This is a genomic window from Kribbella sp. NPDC026611 (genome assembly GCF_040638345.1).
In the GTDB taxonomy this organism is placed as follows: Bacteria; Actinomycetota; Actinomycetes; order Propionibacteriales; family Kribbellaceae; genus Kribbella.
In genome coordinates, this window is sequence record NZ_JBEZYC010000001.1 from 194,135 (window position 1) to 212,641 (window position 18,507).

Consider the following 18,507-nt stretch of genomic DNA (forward strand, 5'->3'; position numbering starts at 1 on the left):
GGTATTACATAATGCCTCCTATGGGGGTCCCGACCAGGCTTGGCAGGTACGTCGTGCGCCGACGCCTGGGCTCTGGCGGTTTCGCCACGGTCTGGCTGGCCCACGACGAGCAGCTGGACGCCGAAGTGGCGATCAAGGTGCTCGCGGACAACTGGGGTCACGACGACTCGGTCCGGCAGCGGTTCCTCGAGGAGGGCCGGTTCCTGCGCCGGGTGGAGTCGGAGCATGTGGTCCAGGTGCACGACGTCGGTGAGCTGGAGGACGGCCGCCCGTTCCTGGTGCTGACGTACGCCGACCGCGGCACGCTGGCCGACCGCCTGAAGAAGGAGCCGCTGGCGCTGCCGGTGGCCGTCGACGTGATCGTCCAGGTCGGCCGTGGCCTGCAGGCGCTGCACCGGCGCGGTCTGCTGCACCGCGACGTGAAACCGGCCAACGTCCTGTTCCGCAGTACGGACGACGGCGAGCGGGCGGTCCTGTCCGACCTCGGTCTGGGCAAGTCGCTCGACGAGGTGTCGCGAATCACAATGCCCGGCGGTACTCCGTCGTACGTCGCTCCCGAGCAGGCGATGGGGGAGCGGCTGGACCAGCGCGCGGACCAGTACTCGCTGGGCGCGGTCGCGTACGCCGCTCTGACCGGACGTTCGCCGCACCAGGTCGACGGGCTGGGCGCGGCCGGACGGGTCGAGGCCCCGGCGCCGCCGAGCTCGCTCGGCTTCGAGCTGCCGGACCAGGTCGACGCTGCGATCGTGCGCGCGCTGGACCCGGACCGGGAGAAGCGGTGGCCGGACGTGGCCTCGTTCACCCGGGAGCTGGTCGGTGCGCTGGACGAGACCACGCACGACTTCCCGCTGTCCATCAAGCCGACGGTCACGGTGCTTCCGGCCGACGACGACGGCGAGAACACTGCGTTCAGCGACGAGAACAAGCCGACCATCCTGAAGCCGGTCGAGCCGACCGAGTCGACCCAGACAACAGAGGCCACAGAGCCTGGTGAAGCTTCCGCAGAGACGGTAGCTGTCAAGGAGACGCGTGCGGAGGCAGAGACCGCACCGGTCGCGTCGGCGGCTCCAGCAGCGCCACGCAAGCGGCGGCGGGGCCGCTGGGTCGTTGCTGCAGTGCTGGCGCTGCTCATCGGCGGCGGTGGCGGCTACGCGGGCCAGTGGTACCTGGCGAACCGTCAGACGGTTGTGGTGCAGCAGGGCGGCTTCTCGGTGTCCCTGCCCCGTGGCTGGGCCCACTCGAAGGCCCAATCTGACTGGCTCGTGCCGGGCAGCACGGAGCCGTCGCCGGCCTTCCGGGTCAGCAAGGAGCCCGTCTGGTCCGCAACCACCCCAGGAGTGTTCGTCGGCGTCGCCGGGACCAAGCTGATGCTTCCGGACAGCAAGCAGTTCGGCTGCGACGAGGGCAGCCCGTCGGCGAACAGGGTAGGGAACCTCCCGACCACAGACCGTCTTTCGATGGGCTGCGGGAGTACGGATATGGTGCTCTTCGAACGAGTCGTCGATCGTGGGGACGCCGGCTCGTTGCTAGTGCAGGTGATCGTGCCGCGTGACGAGCAGAACCGCGCCGGCGAGATCGCCAACTCGGTGACCTACCCCTCCAGCTAGGACGCTCATGGCATTTCCGACCGAGCGACTGCGGCCGTCCCCGGCTTTCCTGCAGTCTGCCCGCCGCCGCTTCTACCGCCTCCGCAGCACGATCTTCCGGACCATCTGGCCGATCGACTGAACCAGCGCCCCACGGGGTACGGAGTACGTCGTGATCGACGACTTCGAAGAGTTCGACGTACCGGTGCCAGACGCAACCATCCACGGGCGCCGCGGCGGTACCGGCCCACCGGTCCTGCTGCTGCACGGTTTCCCGGAGTCCCACGTCATGTGGCACCGGGTCGCCCCACAGCTCGCGCAGGAGTTCACCGTTGTCGCCACTGACCTCAGCGGCTTCGGTGACAGCACCTCCTCCGGCGACCAGTCGATGCGCGCGCTCGCCCGGCACCAGGTGCAGGCGATGCACCACCTCGGGTACGACGACATCGCTGTCGTCGGCCACGATCGTGGGGCGCGGTGCGCGTACCGCATGGCCCTGGACCACCCGGATGTCGTCACCAGGCTCGCTGTACTGGACGTCGTACCGACCGGCGACGCGTTCGACCGGGCGGACAAGGACTTTGCGCTCGGCTACTGGGTCTGGTCGTTCCTGACCGCGCCGATCGCGGAGACGCTCATCGGCAGGGCGCCCGACGAGTTCGTCAACCATCTCATCGACACCTGGGCCGACTCGGACGCCTTCCCGCCGCACATCCGCGCCGAGTACGTCCGCCACTTCCGCGACCCGGACACGGTCCACGCCATCTGCGAGGAGTACCGCGCCGCCGCCACGACGGACTGCGACCACGACGCGGCCGACCGCGGCGTACGACGGATCAGCTGCCCACTGCTGGCCCTCTGGGACCCGTCCGGCGCCGTGGCCCAGTGGTACGGCGATCCGCTCGCCCTCTGGCGGCAGTGGGCCGACGACGTCACCGGCGGCACGATCCCGGCCGGTCACTTCGCCCCGGAGGAGGCGCCGACCGAGACGCTCGAGTGGCTGGTCCCCTTCCTACGTGGTGAGCCAGGTGATCGCGACAGCCGCTAGCCACAGCGCAGCGCCCAGCCAGCCGACACTGTGGAGGCCGTGGATGATCCCGGTGTGACTGACGATCGCGCCGTACGTGCTGACGCCCAGTGCGCCGACGGCCTGCCGGGAGGTGTTGTTGACACCACTGGCCAGACCGGCCCGGTCCGGCGGTAGTGCGGCGATGGCTGCATGTACGACGGCAGCGGTCAGCGATCCCATGCCGATGCCCAGGCAGAGCTCCAGCGGGAGGATCGCCAGGTAGCCGCTGTCCTGGTCGACGGAGAGCAGGCAGAGCGAGCCGATCGCGCCCAGCACCAGGCCGAACGTCATCGGCACCCGGTGGCCGTAGCGGGCCGTCACCCGGCCGGAGACCGGGCCGAGAACCGCCAGCGGCAGCATGGCCGGGATGATCTCCAGACCGGCGCGCAAGGCGCTGTGGTGCAGGTGCTCCTGGAGGTAGAGCGTGAGCACCAGCAGGGTCCCCAGGCCGACGAAGTTCATCAGGCCGGCCACCACGTTGGCTCCGACGAAGTCTGCACCGATCCGGAGGCGGACGCCCTTGTCCCGTTGGGCGTTCTGATGCCGCGGGACAGCCCGCCAGCTCAGCGCTAGGACTACGGCGACGATCGGCAGGTTGATGAGGAACACCGCACGCCATCCGAGTCCACTGACCAACACGCCACCGAGCAGCGGGCCGGCAACCAGTGCCAATGCACCAGCTCCCGCCCAGATGCCCACCGCCCGGGCGCGCGCGGCTTTGTCGACGTACTGGTCCGTGATGACGGCCAGGGTGCCCGGCAGGAGTAGCGCTGCGCCGACTCCTTGGGCTGCGCGGGCCGCGATGAGCACGGAGATGCTCGGCGCGACCCCACACGCCAACGACGCAAGGCCGAAGACCGTCAGCCCGGCCAGCACGATCCGCCGGTGGCCGATTCGGTCGCCCAGTGCGCCACCAACCAGCAGCAGCGCGGCCAGCACGATCATGTAGCTGCTGATGACCCACTGCTGCCCAGCAGCCGACGTGTCGAGACCGGTCCGGATCGTCGGCAGCGCCACGTTGACCACGGTGACGTCCAGCTGGACCAGGAAGATTCCAACGCACAGCAAAGCGAGCAGCATGTCTCCTACGCTGTCACCGCGACACTTCGACGCAGCCCGAAGCATGCCGGTGCAACCATGGAGACATGGACGGAGACGCCGATGTCGCACGGGCGGCCGCCCTGCTGGCCGAGCCCGCCCGCGCGAAGGTACTGATCGCACTGGCCGACGGCAGAGCGCTACCTGCGTCCCTGCTCGCCGACGAGGCCGGGGTGTCAGCCCAGACGGTCAGCGCGCACCTGCACAAGCTCCTGGCCGGTGGACTGCTCGCAGTAGAACGCTCTGGCCGCCACAGGTACTACAGGCTTGCTGGACCCGAGGTAGCCGAGGCCGTGGAGGCAATAGCGCGGATAGCGAAACCCCAACCGATCAAGTCGCTCCGGCAGAGCACGCGAGCTGCGGCACTCCGCGAGGCCCGCACCTGCTACGACCACCTGGCCGGCCGCCTCGGTGTGAGTCTCCTCGAAGGCCTGGTACGACGGGACGCTCTGAAGCGCACGGACGGCGGCAGCGGCGCAGAGCGTCGACCGGACGACCCGCTGGCCCAGCAACTGCCGGACGGCCCGTATGTATTGGGATCCAAGGCCACAGAGGTGTTCGCCGACCTCGGTGTCGACCTGGCCGAGCAGACCTCGCGACGGAAGCTCCTGCGGTTCTGTGTTGACTGGAGTGAGCAACGGCACCACCTGGCCGGCCAGCTCGGCGCATCGGTCGCCAACAGCCTGCTGGACCGCGGCTGGGTACGCCGACGCCCGCGCCAACGGGCTGTAGACCTGACCGAAGCCGGCCAAGAAGCATTGGCAGAGCTGCTCTAGAGCGGGCTGTCCCGCCGCTCGACGCTAGAGCTGGCGTGGTCGAGGACGTCCATCAGCGCGTCCTTGTCCTGCGGCAGACCCGTCGAACTCATCTCTACCGCGCAGTTGCCGCTGTCGTCGGCGACCCACCGCACGATGACGTACCGGAGGAACTGCTCCGGCGACTGCTCCTTCGGCGGCACGTAGGTATAGGCCAGCGTCGCGTAGGCCTTGTCCACCTTCTGCGAGATGATCGTCAGCGCCTGGTCGGCCGGCACCTGCTCGCGCAGCTGGAGGATCCGGAGCCGCATCGATTCGGCGGGCGGCCGGGTGATGCTGAAGCCGGACTCGATCCGGATCCAGCGCTTGCTGGTCGGATCGGTGTACCGGCCGGTCTTCGGCGGGTCCGGTTGGGTGAGGTTCCAGCCCGACGGCACCCGGACTGTCACGACCGAGCGGTACGTGCCCTTCACCGTCAGCGTGCGGGTCTTGTAGTAGAGGTCGTCGACGTTCAGCGCCGGCGATGTGTCGTACCTGACCTTGGGCGGCGGAGCCGACTGCGACGGCGTGCTCACAGGCGTCGTCGGCGACGTGTTGAGCGCACCGAGCGGAGCCGCCGTACCACTGGCCGCTGCGGACTCGTTGGTGGTGAGCAGGCCAACGCCGTACCCGCCGACGCCGCCGAGCGCGGTGATCACGACCAGCCCGGACCCCAGCAAGGTGCTTACCGTCCCCCGACTAGCCACGCCTGCCCCTCCTCCCCAGGTTTTACTTATCAAGAGACCGCCCAGCCCTCAGGAAGGTTGCATCCCCCAGGTAACAATTCCGTGAAAGCGCCGGTCAACCGATCTCGTGCACGGTCTTGGTCGCCGCGGCCAGGACCTCGAGCAGTCCCTCCGTGTCCTGGGGCAGACCGGTGATGCTCATCGCCACATCGGCGAGCTCCCCCTCCGTCGCCACCCAACGCACCATCACGTACCGGCGGGTGTCGCCCGGGATGTAGGTGTAGAAGAGGGTCGAGACCGGCCGGGCCGTTCCGTCGTCGCTCACGAGCTGCTGGTCGTCCTGCCTGAGGATCTTCAGGTCGTTCTCCGGTGGCTGGCTCTTCTGCAGGTCGATGACCAGCTGCTTGCGCGCTTCCGACGGGGTCTTCGCGACCGGCCGGACCGCCTCCACCCGGACGCCGCGTTCGTGCAGCGGGTCGAGGTACTTGACCTCCTGAGGACGGTCGTTCTGCCGGGTCAGCTGCCAGTCCGCGGGCACCTTGATCGACAGCTGGACGGTCTGGCCGCCGGGGTGCACGGTGAAGATGTGCTTCTGGTAGACCAGTCCGGGCTGGAGCTTCGGCGTGTCGTCCGGCTTGGGGGTCTTCACCGGCAGTGACGGCGTCGGAGTGGTCGGTGTCGTCGGCGTGCCGAGCGGCTCCGCGTCACCCGACGCGCGGGGCTCGGGCGACTCCAGCCGGTCGCCGGTGTAGTAGCCACCGGCGACGCCCAGTGCGAGGGCCAGCAGTACGGCACCGACCAGAAGGACACGTCTCACCCGTCACACCGGTCCGGTGGTCAGCAGGGTGATGGTCGCGAGCACGGCGCCATCTTCTCAGGCCAGGCGGGCACCGGCCCAAACGGTGGTGGAAGCGTTTTCGGACCGGCCGCTCTGAATCCTTTCAATGACCCCTTGACACCTTCTGCGGCCATCCGTAGCGTCCCGCGTGACAGAAGTAACAGAATATTGCGGTTACTTCACACGCATCAGCGATATCTCGGCACGCAGGAGGAACCATGGCACTCGAACGGTCCGTCAGCCGGCGGCGGCTCCTGCAGCTGATCGGAGGTACTGCGGTCGCGGGCACACTGGCCGCCTGCGGTGGTGGCAACGGCTCGTCCTCCGGCGGCACCCTCAAGGTGATCGGCGTCGGCGACCAGGAGGCCGGCCTGCGGAAGGTGCTCGACGCCTACAAGAAGGCCCACTCGGACTTCGACTTCAACCTGTCGTTCGCGCCCGCCGACCAGGTGCAGACCGCGCTCCGCACCCAGCTCGGCGGCGGCAACGCGCCGGACGTGCACGTGGTCTACCCGGGCAACGGCAGTGCGATGTCGATGGCCCAGCTGGCCAAGGCCAACCTGCTCACCGACCTCAACGCACAGTCCTGGACGCAGAAGATTCCGTCCGGCTTCAAGGGCGCATTCCAGAGCGACGGCAAGACGTACATCTTCTCGCCGGGGAGCAGCATGCTCGGCGCGATCTACAACAAGAAGGCCTTCGCGACCGCGGGCGTCGAGCCGCCGACAACCTGGTCGGAGTTGCTGGCCGTCTGCACGAAGCTGAAGGCGAAGGGCATCGTCCCGATCGCGCTCGGCGCGCAGACGCCATGGATCACCCAGCTGATCCCGTACGCGCTGGTTCCCGGCACGGTCTACGCCAAGACCCCGGACTTCGACGACAAGATGCAGGCCGGTACGGCGTCCTTCGCGGACTCCGGCTGGGCCGACGCGATGACGAAGTACCTCGAGCTGCAGAAGCGCGGATTCTTCAACGACAACCCGAACGGGACGACGTACGAGCAGGCCACCTCGATGGTTGCCACCGGCAAGGCCGGGATGGCGGTCCAGGTGTCCGCGGTGCTGTCCGCGTTCCGGGCCGCCGCGCCGTCGCCCGACGACCTGAGCATGTTCCCGTTCCCGTCGACGGATGTTGCCGCCGACAACTGGATCCCGGCCGGAGTCGTGGTCGGTATTGCGGTGAGTGCGAAGAGCAAGAAGGCCGACCAGGCCAAGAGCTTCCTGGAGTACTGCGGTCAGCAGGAGAACCTCAACACCTGGGCCGAGGCCGTCTCGTGCGTCCCGCTGTACGGCGACGGCAAGGTCGATCCCGTGCTGTCGTCGTTCCTGCCGGCGCTCAAGGCGAACAAGGCGGTCCCGTTCATGGACCAGCGCTGGCCGAACGCCGAGGTACAGCCGACGCACTTCGCCGTCGTCCAGCAGTTGCTGGGCGGGAAGACCACGGTCGACGCCGCGCTGAAGAAGATGGACGAGGCCTACCGGAAGGGCGCATGAGGATCGCCAACCGACCGCCGTGGTGGTTCGCGGCGCCCGCGGTGGCTGTCTACTCGGTGATTGTGCTCTACCCGGCGATCGCCGGCGCCGGCTCCGCGTTCACCGACTGGTCCGGCGTGGGGGCGGCGCGAACCTTCGTCGGGGTCGACAACTTCACGCAGCTGCTGCACGACGACCAGGCGCTCGGCGCGCTGCGCAACACGTTGCTGCTGACGGTCGCGATCGTCGTCGTACAGAACGTGCTCGGGTTGTTGCTCGCGCTCGGCGTCCACACGCAGATCAAGAGCCGGCTCCTGCTCCGGTTGATCTTCTTCGCGCCGGTCGTGGTGAGCCCGGTGATGGTGTCGTTCCTGTGGAAGTACGTGTACAACCCGGCGCCGGACGCCGGGCTCAACGCGGCGCTGGGTGCGGTCGGGCTCGGTGCCTTGCGGCAGGACTGGCTCGGGAACCCGTCGCTGGCGATCTGGTCGGTGGCCTTCACGGTGATCTGGCAGTGCGCCGGGTATTCGATGGTGATCTTTCTCGCCGGATTGCAGGGCGTGCCGGCCGAGCTGAGCGAGGCTGCGGTGATGGACGGCGCCGGGACGGTGGCGCGGTTCCGGCACATCACCTGGCCGTTGCTGGCGCCGGCCGTGACGATCAACGTGATGCTGTCGACCGTGGGCGGTCTGACGCTGTTCACCCAGATCATCGCGATGACGAACGGCGGCCCGGGGTACGCGACGGACACCTTGTCGACGGTGCTCTACAAACAGGCCTTCGTGTACGGCAAGTTCGGATACAGCACGGCGGTCGCGCTCGTCCTCGCGCTGTTCGTCGCGGCGGTGTCGTTCCTGCAGATCGGGTACCTGCGCTCCCGGGAGACCACGGCATGAAGTACCGCCCACGCACCTTCGTGCTCGAGCTCGTGATGATCGCGGCGGCCGTCGCGTTCCTCTTCCCCGTGTACGCGCTGGTGACGCTGGCCTTCAAGGATCCGCAACAGGTCGCCAACCATCCGCTGTCGTTCCCCTCGCCGCCCACCTTCGGGAGCTTCGGCGAAGCGTGGCGGGCCGGCGGCCTCGGCTCGGCGCTGATCAACAGCACCGTGATCACCGTGGTCAGTGTGCTGCTGCTGATCGCGATCGGCTCGCTCGCGGCGTACTTCCTGGCCCGTACGGCGACCCGGCTGAGCTACAGCCTCTACATCCTGTTTCTGGTCGGGATCATCCTGCCGTTCCAGCTCGGGATGATCCCGCTGTACCGGCTCGTCGACCAGCTCGGCCTGCTCGGGACGTACCAGGGGATGATCCTCTTCTACACCGGGATCCAGCTGCCGTTCACAGTCTTCCTCTACACCGGCTTCATCCGCTCGCTGCCGTCGGACTACACCAGCGCGGCCCTGATCGACGGCGCGTCACACCTGCAGGCGTTCACACACGTGATCTTCCCGCTGCTCCGCCCGATCACGGGCACGGTGCTGATCCTCAACGCGGTACAGATCTGGAACGACTTCTTCACACCGCTGCTGTACCTCGGCGGCTCGGGCCACGAGACCGTGCCGGTGCGGGTGTTCGCGTTCGTGAACCAGTACACCTCGAACTACGGTTTGGTCGCCGCCGGGCTGATCCTCGCCGCGCTCCCGATCCTGCTGCTTTTCCTCTTCCTGCAACGCTATGTCATCCGCGGTTTCGCCTCCGGCCTGAAAGGATGACCACTCCGAACAACAAAGGGGAGTGGAATGCTGCGAAGGATCTGGGCTGGGCTACTGGCCGCCACGTCGCTGGCCGGCGGGATGGCGGTCCTGGGGAGTACTCCGGCCGGCGCGCAGCCGGTCGCGGCGTCGGTTGCGGTGTCGGACACGTTGCTGCCGGGGCAGAAGCTGATGGCGCTGCAGTCGATCAAGTCGAAGAGTGGCGTGTTCACGCTCACGATGCAGCGCAGCGGCGTCGTCACGCTGCTGCAGCGCGGCGACAGGCAGCCGCTCTGGCAGACCGAGACCTACCGGCCCGGGGCGGTGCTGGTGATGGGCCAGGACGGGATGCTGCGGATCATCTACGGCCGGACCCAGATCTTGGCGATCGGGGCTGCGAGCGCCGGTGCCAAGCTCGTGCTGCCGAACACCGGGCTGCTGGCGACGTACAACACCCGCGGCAAGGCCGTCTGGAACCGGCACATGGTGATCGGCACGCTGACACCGGGCGTCCGTCTGGTCGCGCCGAACGTGGCGCCGGGCCGGGAAGTGATCCTGTACTCCGTTTCGCACGTGTACACGCTCCAGGTGCTGGACACCGGCAACCTCGTCCTGCTGAAGAACAGCAGGACCGTGCTGTGGAGCACCGGCAAGACCGGTTTCCCGAAGTCGTGGGCAGTGATTCGGCAGAACGGCTCCCTCAACACCTACAACGAGTCCAACGACGAGACCTGGATCTTCGACACCTGGCGGCCGGGCACGGTCGCGCAGGTCCGCGACGACGGCAGTTTCCTGCTGATCAACGGGAAGACCGTCGTGAAGAAGTTCCACTGACCGTCAGTAGACCTCGATCCGGTCGAGGCTGATGACCGAGCTCGACGAGGCCGGGTTCTTGTCGCCGGTGACCCGCACCTTCAGGGTGTGGGCACCGGCCGGGAGGGCCGGGCTGATGTACATCAGCTGCTCGCCGACCCGGATCGAGCTGTAGTAGTCGATCAGCTGCTCCGGCCCGCCGTCGACCGAGATCGCGGCGATCCCGTTGCCGGTGTCGGCGACGCTGAGCAGGGCCGCGCGAGTACCGGTGAAGCTGATGGTCGCGCTCGCGTCGGTCTCACCGCTCCAGTGGTCGTTGCCCCAGAAGCACTGGTTGCCGCAGCCGGATCCGGAGCTCCAGTTCCCGGCGTACGTGACCGCAGTGCCGGTGTCGTTGATCCAGTAGTTCGACGAGCCGGGGTCACCGGAGGGCAGGCTCTGGGTCGCGCCGGCGGCGAGCGGGCGGCCGAGGTTCGGCGTACCGTCCGCGTTCCAGCTGATCTTCTGCGCGCGGGTGGTGCGGAACGCGTACGTGTAGGTGCTGGTGTTCTTGCCGTGGTAGGCGATCCAGTCCTCGGAGCCGTCCGGCGACTTGAAGAACGAGTGGTGGCCGGGGCCCCAGACGCCGGTCTCGTCGTTGCGGGAGAAGATCGGGCCGGGGTGCTGCTGCCAGTTCGAGGCGACCATCGGGTCGGCGTAGTTCGCGATGCTCTTCATCCACAGTTGGTAGTCCGGCTTGCCGGTGTCGCAGGTCGAGTAGGTGAGGAAGGTACGGGTGGGGCCGTACAGCGGGGTCGGACCCTCGCGTACTTCGGCGCAGCCACCGTCGGCCGGGATCGCGACCCGGGCGCCGGTCGCGGTCCAGGCGTTGCTCATCCGGACGATGTAGAGCTGCGCGGGTCCGCCCTGACCGCGGCCCGGGCCGGTCCAGACGAAGTACTGCCGGCCGCTGACCGTGATCGGCTCGCCGTCGATCGCGTACTCACCGAAGTCGGCGATCTTCGCCTTGAAGCGGTACGGGCCGAGCGGGTCGTTGCCGGACGACTCGAGGACGTACATCCGGTGGTTGGCGTCGACGCCGTCGGAGGCCGTGTAGTAGATGTACCAACGGCTGCCGACGTGGCGGAACGCGGGCGCCCACATCTGCGTGTTGCGGCTGGTGTCGGTGTCGCGCCAGACGACCTGCTCGGGCTGGACCAGCAGCGTCGCGAGGCTGGACGACGACCAGATGCCGATCCGGTCACCCCGGGTGGTCGCGACGTAGTACTTGCCGTTGTAGAACATCAGCGACGGGTCGGCCGAGGCGTTCAGCGGGTTGCGGAAGGTCTGCGACATCGTCGCTCGCTCCTGAGACCGGGCGGCCTGAGATCGGGCGGCCTGAGGTTGGGCGGCCTGGGACCGGGCGGCCTGGGGTTGGGCGGCGGGCGCGGGCCCGGCCAGCAGCCCGGTGAGCAGTACGGCGAGCGTCGCGCCGAGCGCGGGTCGGACGAACCTCATGGCACACTCCTCGAAACCTTGTGGGGGGCGGACCGGTCTCGTCTTTTGTTCTAATCCAGGCTTCCAACGTTGTAAACCCTTTACACCACGGTGCAACTCCGGTCCGGAACCTTCTGCCCCCGGCCGGCGTCGAACCGCACATGAAGCTCAAGGTCCGCGTCGTCCACTACCACCCCGACTGCTGGTACGCCGACATCGACGACGCCGACGACCGCCAGCCCGACGACCCGTTCTGGTACGTCGCCGGCTGTCGCACGCACGCCGAGGCCCTCGCCCAGGCCTGCGCCCAGCTCGCCGCCTTCGATCAAGCGGCGGCCGCCGGCGCACCTCCGTGCCGCCTCAGCGAGATCCGCACCCAGGTTGCCTAGCGATCCGCTGTAACACTGCGTCACGGTGACGGGATGTAACCCCCGAGGGGGGACTCACCATGGCGACATTCAATTCACCACCAGGCTGGCCGGAACCACCGACGCCCGACTGGAGACCACAAGCCGGCTGGAAGCCGGACCCGTCCTGGCCGCCGGCGCCGCCCGGCTGGGCGTTCTGGCTGAACGCTCGCGGGCTGCGAGCTCGAGGGCCGAACGGGCTGTACGGCGCTGAGCCGCCGACGAAGCTGGTCGCGGGATGGGTGGCCGGCGGAGTTGCGTTCATCGTCCTGCTGGCCGCGATCGGTGGCAGCAACAGCGCGCCGGCCGCATCGTCCACGCCTGCTGCGACGGTGACGGTGGCCGGCCCGACGGTGACTGTCGGTGGACCGACCGTCACAATTCCTGGGCCGACGGCAACTGTTACCGCGGCACCGTTGCCGGCGGTGACCGTCACGGCCAAGGCGCCACAGGCAACCACTCGGACGACCGCGCCGGGCCCGTTCGCCCAGTCCACAAAGTCGACCAAGCCGTCGGCGACCAGGACCACCGAAGCGCCGACAGCGGTCTACTACGCCAGCTGTGCCGAGGCGCGGGCCGCGGGTGCCGCACCTTTGTACGCGGGCGAACCCGGCTACTCGTCCAAGCTCGACCGGGATCACGACGGCGTGGCCTGCGAGTGACGCGATCGCAACAGTGTGTGTCCACAGAAATGCCTGTGGATAAGTGGGTCGAGCTGTGGATCGTGGAGCGGTTGCTGTGGACAACCGGGGGATCAGCTGTGGATTGGGCAACCAATGCGGGTGCCGATGCACATGCAGTCCGGGGAGTGAGAGCACGGTTGCTGTGCCGGAGCTCCGGTGCTTCGATAGGTGACCGTGTGCTGGGTGAAACTTTACGAAGATTTATCCGTGACATCCGGCGCGTCAGATCGTTGATCTGTCAGACAGTTCGCGATCAGCGGATCGCTGGGGAATCCGGAGGAGCCCGCTCGTGCACAGATTCAACCCGCCGCCTGATTGGCCCGAACCACCGAGTGACACCTGGCGCCCACCGCTGGGCTGGGAGCCCGATCCCGCCTGGCCCGACGCCCCGGCCGGCTGGGGTTTCTGGGTGAACCGCAACGGCCGCCGCAGCATCGGCCCGATCGGAGCGTACGGCGCCGTCGACGCCGGTCGCCTCGAGCTCGCGACCGCCGACCCGGCCCTGGTGCTGATGCACGCCTGACCACTGTCTTGAGCCCGGCTCCCGTCCTGCTGACCGGCTGGCGGGAGCCGACGCATAGCTGCCTCTTATCGCTCCAGAGTGTTATGTTATCAACCTAGATAACATTCCCTGGAGGAGTACGCCGTGGCCTGGATCGGTCTCGACCTCGGTACGCAGAGCGTGCGCGCCCTCGCCGCCGATGCCTCCGGCCACGTCCTCGCCCAGGCGTCCCGCCCGCTCACCAGTCACCGTTCGGGCGTCCGCCACGAGCAGGACCCGCAGCAGTGGCTCGACGCGGTCGACGCCGTACTCGCCGAGCTCGACCAGCCCGTCGCGGACGGCATCGCGATCTGCTCGACCTCCGGCACGTTCCTTCTGACCGACCTCGACGGACACCCGGTCACCCCCGCGTTGATGTACGACGACGCCCGCGCCGCCTTCCGCCGAGTCCACATCGTGGACGCCGACCCGGTCCGCTGGGCGACCAGCATGCAACCCACCTGGGCCCTGCCGAAGATCCTCGACCTGGTCGCGGACGGTTATGACCTGACCAAGCATCGCGTCGTCCACAGCGCCGACTTCGTGGCCGCGCACCTCGTCGGCCACCCGGTCGCGACCGACACCAGCCACGCCCTCAAGACCGGCTACGACCTCGTCGCCGAGCGCTGGCCGGCCGCGTTCGCCGGCCTTGGCCTCCCGCTCCAAGCCTTCCCCGACGTCGTCCTCCCCGGCACCGAGCTCGGCCGTACACCCGCAGGCACCCCGGTGTACGCCGGCATGACCGACGGCTGCGCCGCCCAGATCGCCGCCGGCGCCCTCACCCCCGGCGCCTGGAACTCGGTCCTCGGCACGACCCTCGTCCTGAAAGGCGTCAGCGAACACCTCCTCGACGACCCGACCGGCGCGGTCTACAGCCACCGCCACCCCGACGGCGGCTGGCTCCCAGGCGGCGCCTCCAGCACCGGCGCCGGCCTGCTGACCGAGCTGCTCCCGACATCGGATCTCGATGCCCTCGACCACGCAGCCCACCCGGTCAACGCCGTCACCTATCCGCTGACGAAGACCGGCGAGCGCTTCCCCTTCGTCGCGCCGCAGGCCGAGCGCTTCACGCTCGGCGATACCTCCGACGACCTGGACGTGTACGTCGCTGTTCTGCAAGGCGTCGCGTTCATCGAGCGCCTCGCCTTCGAGCATCTCGAGTCGCTCGGCGCCGAACCGGTCCGCTCGGTCTCGCTCACCGGCGGCGCGACCCGCAGCCAGTACTGGAACCAGCTCCGCGCCGACGTCCTCGGCGTACCGGTCGAGCTTCCCGCCGTACCCGATCCGGCGTTCGGGATGGCCGTCCTCGCGGCAGCCGAGGGCGAACTGACGGCCGCGGCGCTGAGAATGGTTCGGGTGCAGACGGTCCTCGAACCGCGGCAACACTGCCTCGACGAGTTGTACGGCGAGTTCGTCGCCGAGCTGGACCGCCGGGGGTACCGCGGATGAGGACCACGATCGTGTTCGCCCGGCACGGCCGGACCGCCTGGCACCACGGCAACCGGTACACCGGCTCGACGGACCTCCCGATCGACGAGGTCGGCGTACAGCAGGCGGAGCAGCTTCGCCGGTGGGCGACGGAGTACGCACCGGACGTGCTGTGGTCGTCGCCGATGCTGCGGGCCCGGCAGACTATCCAGCCGACCGCGACAGCGCTTGGGCTCGAGCCGACCATCGACGCCCGGTTGCGTGAGGTCGACTTCGGCTCGGCCGAGGGCAAGATGCTCAGCGAACTGCCGGACGCCGTGGCGAAGGCGTTCGAGCTGGACCCGGTCCGCGACCACTTCCCACGTGGCGAGGACCCTGCCGCCGCGGCCGACCGGGTGCACGAAGCCTTCCTGGCGATCGCTGCCGCCGGCCGCGGACGGAAGGTGCTCGTCGTCGCGCACAACACACTCATCCGGCTGCTCGTGTGCAGGGTGCTGGGTCTCCGCCTGAACGACTACCGCAGACTGCTACCTGCGCTCGGACCCGCGGCGCTCGTGCGCTTCCGGTGGCAGGACGGCACAGTGGGTCTCGAGGCGTACAACGTTCCGGCACTACCTTTGGAGACCCTGGCATGACATCGGATGTCGATGGTGACACCACCGAACTGAGCCGGCCCGCGCGCCGGCAGGCCGAGATCGCGGCGTACGTCGTCGAGCACGGCTCGGTCTCGGCCAACGACCTGGTCGAGGCGTTCGGCGTCAGCGTGATGACGGTGCACCGCGACCTCGACGAGCTCGAGCGGCAGGGCGTGGTGCGCAAGTACCGCGGCGGCGTCAGCGCGCAGCCGACCAGCGTGTTCGAGAGCAACGTCGCCTACCGGCTGAACACCGCGCAGGCCGAGAAGGCCGCGATCGCCCGGCACGCGCGGGCGATGATCGAGCCGGGCATGTCGGTGATGCTCGACGACTCGACCAGCGCGCTGGCGCTGATCGACCTGTTCGAGGACATCACCCCGTTGACCGTGGCAACGAACTTCCTGCCGGCGATCGGCAAGCTGACCCAGCTGCGCGACATCACGCTGCTCGCGCTCGGCGGGATCTACTCCGCGACGCACGACTCGTTCGGCGGTATGCCGTGCGCCGAGGCGGTCGAGGCGCTGCACACCGACCTGCTGTTCTGCTCGGTGTCCGCGGTGTCGCCGACGCACGCGTTCCACCAGGAGGAGGAGATCGTGCTGGTGAAGCGCGCGATGCTCCGCGCGGCCCGGACCAAGGTCCTGCTCGTCGACCACGCCAAGCTCCAGCGCACCGCGCTGCACCGGCTCGCGCCACTGTCCGACTTCGACGTCGTGGTGGTCGACGAGAAGACCCCCGAAGACCTGATCCAGCCCTTGCGCGACCACGGCGCGACCGTGGAGGTCGCCAAACTCTAGGAGGGGCGTTGGACATCGGCGTCGACGTAGGCACCACCGTCACCAAGGCAGTTCTGTTCGACTCCCACGGCGTTGCTGTGGCGGAGGCTTCGCGGCCGACCCGCTTGTTGCGACCCGGACCTGGACGTTTCGAACACGAGACTGCTGAGATCGTCGATTCGGCCGTCGAGGTAGTGCGTGAGCTCGGGGTGGACGACGTCGGTGTCCTCGCGATCACCGCTCAGGGCGACGGCCTGTGGCTCCTTGACGACGCCGGTACGCCGGTCCGGCCTGCGATCTCGTGGCTTGATGCCCGGAGCAGTGGGGTTCTGGCGGAGTGGACCGAGTCGGGGGTTGCCGAGCAGGTCTTCCGGCGCTCGGGCAACCGGATGTTCCCCGGCGCGTCAGGTCCGCTGCTGGCGGCTGTTCTTGCCGAGGAGCCCTTGACTCTTGAGCAGGCTGGTACGGCGGCCTACTGCAAGGACGTGGTGATGCAGGCGTTGACCGGAGTACGCGCGACGGATGTCTCCGATGCCTCGGCACCCTTCCTCGATCCCAGGACTGGGTCGTATGACGACGTTGCGTTGGCGGCGACCGGGCTGACCGAGTTGCGTGAGTTGCTGGCGCCGGTTGCTGCAGCTGGGCCGGTGGGGGAGTTGCGTGCCGACTCGACTGGGCTGCGACGGGGGATTCGAGTGTCTGCGGGGCCTTACGACCTCCCCGCGGCGGCCGCCGGTGCCGGCGTGACCGAGGTCGGCGACGCGCTGCTGACGGTCGGGACCACGTTGGCCTGCCAGGTGGTGACCCGCGAGTTGCCCGTCGACGGCGAACCCGCTGGACTCTTCCTGGGTACGTGGACGCCTGGCGTTTGGCTGCGCGCGATGCCCGCGATGGTCGGTACCGCGGCCCTCGACCACGTGCTCGCCCTGGTCGGTGCCGACGTCGCCCGGCTACCGGCCTTGCTCGCGGACTCTCCACCAGGTTCGAGCGGCGTGACCTTACTTCCTTACCTTTCGGAAGCAGGCGAGCGCGCACCCTTTGTCGACACCGCGGCCCGTGGGACCTTCGACGGGATCTCGCTCGCCACGACCACCGGCGACCTCGTCCGCGCGACCTGTGAGGGGATCGCTTATGCGGCGCGGCACTGTCTCGAGGCGGCTGGGTGGACCGGGCGCGTGACGGTCTGCGGCGGCGGCGCTCGCAGTACCGAATGGACGCAGATCCTCGCCGACGTACTGAACGCGCCGCTGCACACGGCCGAGGCTGAGCAGGTCGCCGCGCGCGGTGCGGTCATCTGCGCCCGGCGGGCCTCCGATGCTTCGAGCGTAGGACCGGAGTGGATCGCGGAGACCCGGCAGGTCGATCCGGATCCGGGGCGCGTCGCGTTCTATGCCGAGGGGTACGACCACTACCTGCGCCGGATCGAGGCCGCCCGGGCGCGGTGGTCCGACCCGGCGCCGACCTTCAGCACGGGAGTTCGATGAAGACCTTGCTCGCCGGCGATCACTTCGTCCGCAACGAGTTGCTCGCCGCGGCCTTGAGCGCGCTGCCCTTCGACTTCGAGTTCCGCGAGCTGACCTTGCCGTGGCCGCTGACGCCGTACGGGCGGGTCGCGGAGGTCGACGAGGCGTCGGACGTCGAGGACGAGCTGATCTCGGCGCTGTCCGGAGTGGAGCTGGCGGTCACGCAGATGGGGCCGTTCACATCCCGCGTGCTGGAGGCGGCGCCGGAGCTTCGCTACCTCGTCGTCTGTCGTGGCGGACCGGTGAACGTCAACGTTGGTGAGGCCATCAAACGGGGTGTACAGGTCGCGTCGACACCGGGTCGGAACGCGGTCGCCGCGGCCGAGCACGCGATCGCGTTGACGATGGGGGCCTTGCGCAACCTTCCGCGGCTGCAACGAACGCTCGAGGACGGCGAGTGGCGCTCGGACCTCTACGCGTACGACGAGTGCGGGGTGGAGCTGGACGGGTCAACGGTCGGGCTGGTCGGGTACGGCGCGATCGGGCAACGGGTCGCGCGGGTGATGCTCGCCTTCGGGGCGCGGGTACTGGTCGCGGATCCTTTTGTCGACAAGGCGCCATCGGGGATCGAGCTGGTCTCGCTCGACGAGTTGCTGCGGCGGTCGGACGTGGTCAGTCTGCATGCGCGGCTGACCGAGGACACGCGGGGGATGATCGGGGCCGCGCAGCTCGCGCTGATGCCACGTGGCGCCGTACTGGTGAACACGGCGCGTGGCGGGCTGCTCGACTACGAGGCGACCGTCGATGCGCTGGAGTCGGGTCAGTTGGGTGCGGCCGCCTTCGATGTCTTTCCGGCCGAGCCACTGCCGGCGGAGGCGCGGCTGTTGACCGCGCCGAACGTCGTGATGACGCCACACCTCGCGGGCGCTACCAGGCAGACCGCGCATCGAGCCGCGTCGCTCGCGGCCGAAGCGGTCGCTGCGTTCCTCGCCGGGAAGGAGCCGGCGGGCCTGGTCGCGCGCTGATAGCGGAGATCGCGATCATCAGCT

Annotated in this window: 19 protein-coding genes; 15 read left to right on the forward strand and 4 right to left on the reverse strand. The window is 68.7% G+C overall.

Features of this window, described 5'->3' with window-relative positions; genetic code table 11:
- Positions 1–20 precede the first annotated feature (20 nt).
- Entirely contained in the window at positions 21–1,607 is a 1,587-nt protein-coding gene (locus tag AB0E69_RS00955) for a serine/threonine-protein kinase (RefSeq protein WP_360137449.1), read from the forward strand.
- Positions 1,608–1,758: 151 nt separating this feature from the next.
- Positions 1,759–2,634 (forward strand): alpha/beta hydrolase, encoded by an 876-nt coding sequence (locus AB0E69_RS00960; RefSeq protein ID WP_360137452.1) that lies wholly within the window; start codon positions 1,759–1,761, stop codon positions 2,632–2,634.
- Here AB0E69_RS00960 and AB0E69_RS00965 read toward each other — a convergent pair.
- Positions 2,599–3,735, reverse strand: coding sequence for an MFS transporter (locus AB0E69_RS00965; protein ID WP_360137455.1), 1,137 nt, complete (start codon positions 3,733–3,735; stop codon positions 2,599–2,601). The two genes, AB0E69_RS00960 and AB0E69_RS00965, sit on opposite strands and share 36 nt — an antisense overlap.
- Positions 3,736–3,800: 65 nt before the next feature.
- On the opposite strand from AB0E69_RS00965, the gene AB0E69_RS00970 reads away from it, so the two are divergent.
- The gene (locus AB0E69_RS00970) at positions 3,801–4,529 is read left to right on the forward strand and encodes a helix-turn-helix transcriptional regulator (protein ID WP_360137458.1); all 729 of its coding nucleotides are present in this window, start codon (positions 3,801–3,803) and stop codon (positions 4,527–4,529) included.
- On the opposite strand, the gene AB0E69_RS00975 is transcribed toward AB0E69_RS00970, so the two are convergent.
- Positions 4,526–5,254, reverse strand: coding sequence for a hypothetical protein (locus AB0E69_RS00975; protein WP_360137461.1), 729 nt, complete (start codon positions 5,252–5,254; stop codon positions 4,526–4,528). The genes AB0E69_RS00970 and AB0E69_RS00975 overlap by 4 nt on opposite strands.
- A gap of 94 nt (positions 5,255–5,348) precedes the next feature.
- Positions 5,349–6,050: a hypothetical protein gene (locus tag AB0E69_RS00980; RefSeq protein WP_360137464.1), complete on the reverse strand. Its 702-nt coding sequence runs from the start codon at positions 6,048–6,050 to the stop codon at positions 5,349–5,351.
- A 239-nt stretch (positions 6,051–6,289) separates the two neighbouring features.
- Here AB0E69_RS00980 and AB0E69_RS00985 point away from each other — a divergent pair, with 239 nt between their 5' ends.
- Genes AB0E69_RS00985 through AB0E69_RS01000 form a run of 4 tightly spaced genes read left to right on the forward strand, consistent with a single transcriptional unit; the run spans position 6,290 to position 10,070 of the window.
- Entirely contained in the window at positions 6,290–7,564 is a 1,275-nt protein-coding gene (locus tag AB0E69_RS00985) for an extracellular solute-binding protein (protein WP_360137467.1), read from the forward strand.
- A complete protein-coding gene (locus AB0E69_RS00990) occupies positions 7,561–8,439 on the forward strand; it encodes a sugar ABC transporter permease (protein WP_360137470.1) in 879 nt (292 codons plus the stop codon). The genes AB0E69_RS00985 and AB0E69_RS00990 overlap by 4 nt, the downstream gene beginning before the upstream one ends.
- Positions 8,436–9,257 carry a carbohydrate ABC transporter permease gene (locus AB0E69_RS00995; protein ID WP_360137473.1) on the forward strand — a complete coding sequence of 274 codons (822 nt, stop codon included), beginning with the start codon at positions 8,436–8,438 and terminating at the stop codon, positions 9,255–9,257. The genes AB0E69_RS00990 and AB0E69_RS00995 overlap by 4 nt, the downstream gene beginning before the upstream one ends.
- A 27-nt stretch (positions 9,258–9,284) precedes the next feature.
- Positions 9,285–10,070, forward strand: coding sequence for a hypothetical protein (locus AB0E69_RS01000; protein ID WP_360137476.1), 786 nt, complete (start codon positions 9,285–9,287; stop codon positions 10,068–10,070).
- A 3-nt stretch (positions 10,071–10,073) separates the two neighbouring features.
- On the opposite strand, the gene AB0E69_RS01005 is transcribed toward AB0E69_RS01000, so the two are convergent.
- On the reverse strand, positions 10,074–11,546 hold the full coding sequence (locus tag AB0E69_RS01005; RefSeq protein WP_360137479.1) for a glycoside hydrolase family 43 protein: 1,473 nt from the start codon (positions 11,544–11,546) through the stop codon (positions 10,074–10,076).
- A gap of 140 nt (positions 11,547–11,686) precedes the next feature.
- On the opposite strand from AB0E69_RS01005, the gene AB0E69_RS01010 reads away from it, so the two are divergent.
- From AB0E69_RS01010 to AB0E69_RS01045, 8 genes are all read left to right on the forward strand, one after another.
- Positions 11,687–11,914 (forward strand): hypothetical protein, encoded by a 228-nt coding sequence (locus AB0E69_RS01010; protein WP_360137482.1) that lies wholly within the window; start codon positions 11,687–11,689, stop codon positions 11,912–11,914.
- 59 nt (positions 11,915–11,973) lie between these two features.
- Positions 11,974–12,594, forward strand: a complete 621-nt coding sequence (locus AB0E69_RS01015) for an excalibur calcium-binding domain-containing protein (protein WP_360137485.1) — start codon at positions 11,974–11,976, stop codon at positions 12,592–12,594.
- A gap of 310 nt (positions 12,595–12,904) precedes the next feature.
- Entirely contained in the window at positions 12,905–13,138 is a 234-nt protein-coding gene (locus tag AB0E69_RS01020; protein ID WP_360137488.1) for a hypothetical protein, read from the forward strand.
- 123 nt (positions 13,139–13,261) lie between these two features.
- Positions 13,262–14,605 (forward strand): FGGY-family carbohydrate kinase, encoded by a 1,344-nt coding sequence (locus tag AB0E69_RS01025; protein ID WP_360137491.1) that lies wholly within the window; start codon positions 13,262–13,264, stop codon positions 14,603–14,605.
- Positions 14,602–15,219, forward strand: coding sequence for a histidine phosphatase family protein (locus AB0E69_RS01030; protein ID WP_360137494.1), 618 nt, complete (start codon positions 14,602–14,604; stop codon positions 15,217–15,219). The genes AB0E69_RS01025 and AB0E69_RS01030 overlap by 4 nt, the downstream gene beginning before the upstream one ends.
- Positions 15,216–16,016 carry a DeoR/GlpR family DNA-binding transcription regulator gene (locus AB0E69_RS01035; protein WP_360137497.1) on the forward strand — a complete coding sequence of 267 codons (801 nt, stop codon included), beginning with the start codon at positions 15,216–15,218 and terminating at the stop codon, positions 16,014–16,016. The genes AB0E69_RS01030 and AB0E69_RS01035 overlap by 4 nt, the downstream gene beginning before the upstream one ends.
- An 8-nt stretch (positions 16,017–16,024) precedes the next feature.
- A complete protein-coding gene (locus tag AB0E69_RS01040) occupies positions 16,025–17,479 on the forward strand; it encodes an FGGY-family carbohydrate kinase (RefSeq protein WP_360137500.1) in 1,455 nt (484 codons plus the stop codon).
- Entirely contained in the window at positions 17,476–18,483 is a 1,008-nt protein-coding gene (locus tag AB0E69_RS01045) for a 2-hydroxyacid dehydrogenase (RefSeq protein ID WP_360137503.1), read from the forward strand. The genes AB0E69_RS01040 and AB0E69_RS01045 overlap by 4 nt, the downstream gene beginning before the upstream one ends.
- Positions 18,484–18,507: the final 24 nt, after the last annotated feature.

Coding starts and splice junctions, on each gene's coding strand:
- AB0E69_RS01035 (WP_360137497.1), top strand. CDS start 15,216: ATGACATCGGATGTCGATGGTGACACCACCGAACTGAGCCGGCCCGCG.
- AB0E69_RS00970 (WP_360137458.1), top strand. CDS start 3,801: ATGGACGGAGACGCCGATGTCGCACGGGCGGCCGCCCTGCTGGCCGAG.
- AB0E69_RS00955 (WP_360137449.1), top strand. CDS start 21: ATGGGGGTCCCGACCAGGCTTGGCAGGTACGTCGTGCGCCGACGCCTG.
- AB0E69_RS01030 (WP_360137494.1), top strand. CDS start 14,602: ATGAGGACCACGATCGTGTTCGCCCGGCACGGCCGGACCGCCTGGCAC.
- AB0E69_RS01005 (WP_360137479.1), bottom strand. CDS start 11,546: ATGAGGTTCGTCCGACCCGCGCTCGGCGCGACGCTCGCCGTACTGCTC.
- AB0E69_RS00985 (WP_360137467.1), top strand. CDS start 6,290: ATGGCACTCGAACGGTCCGTCAGCCGGCGGCGGCTCCTGCAGCTGATC.
- AB0E69_RS00995 (WP_360137473.1), top strand. CDS start 8,436: ATGAAGTACCGCCCACGCACCTTCGTGCTCGAGCTCGTGATGATCGCG.
- AB0E69_RS00965 (WP_360137455.1), bottom strand. CDS start 3,735: ATGCTGCTCGCTTTGCTGTGCGTTGGAATCTTCCTGGTCCAGCTGGAC.
- AB0E69_RS01010 (WP_360137482.1), top strand. CDS start 11,687: ATGAAGCTCAAGGTCCGCGTCGTCCACTACCACCCCGACTGCTGGTAC.
- AB0E69_RS01045 (WP_360137503.1), top strand. CDS start 17,476: ATGAAGACCTTGCTCGCCGGCGATCACTTCGTCCGCAACGAGTTGCTC.
- AB0E69_RS01000 (WP_360137476.1), top strand. CDS start 9,285: ATGCTGCGAAGGATCTGGGCTGGGCTACTGGCCGCCACGTCGCTGGCC.
- AB0E69_RS00990 (WP_360137470.1), top strand. CDS start 7,561: ATGAGGATCGCCAACCGACCGCCGTGGTGGTTCGCGGCGCCCGCGGTG.
- AB0E69_RS01015 (WP_360137485.1), top strand. CDS start 11,974: ATGGCGACATTCAATTCACCACCAGGCTGGCCGGAACCACCGACGCCC.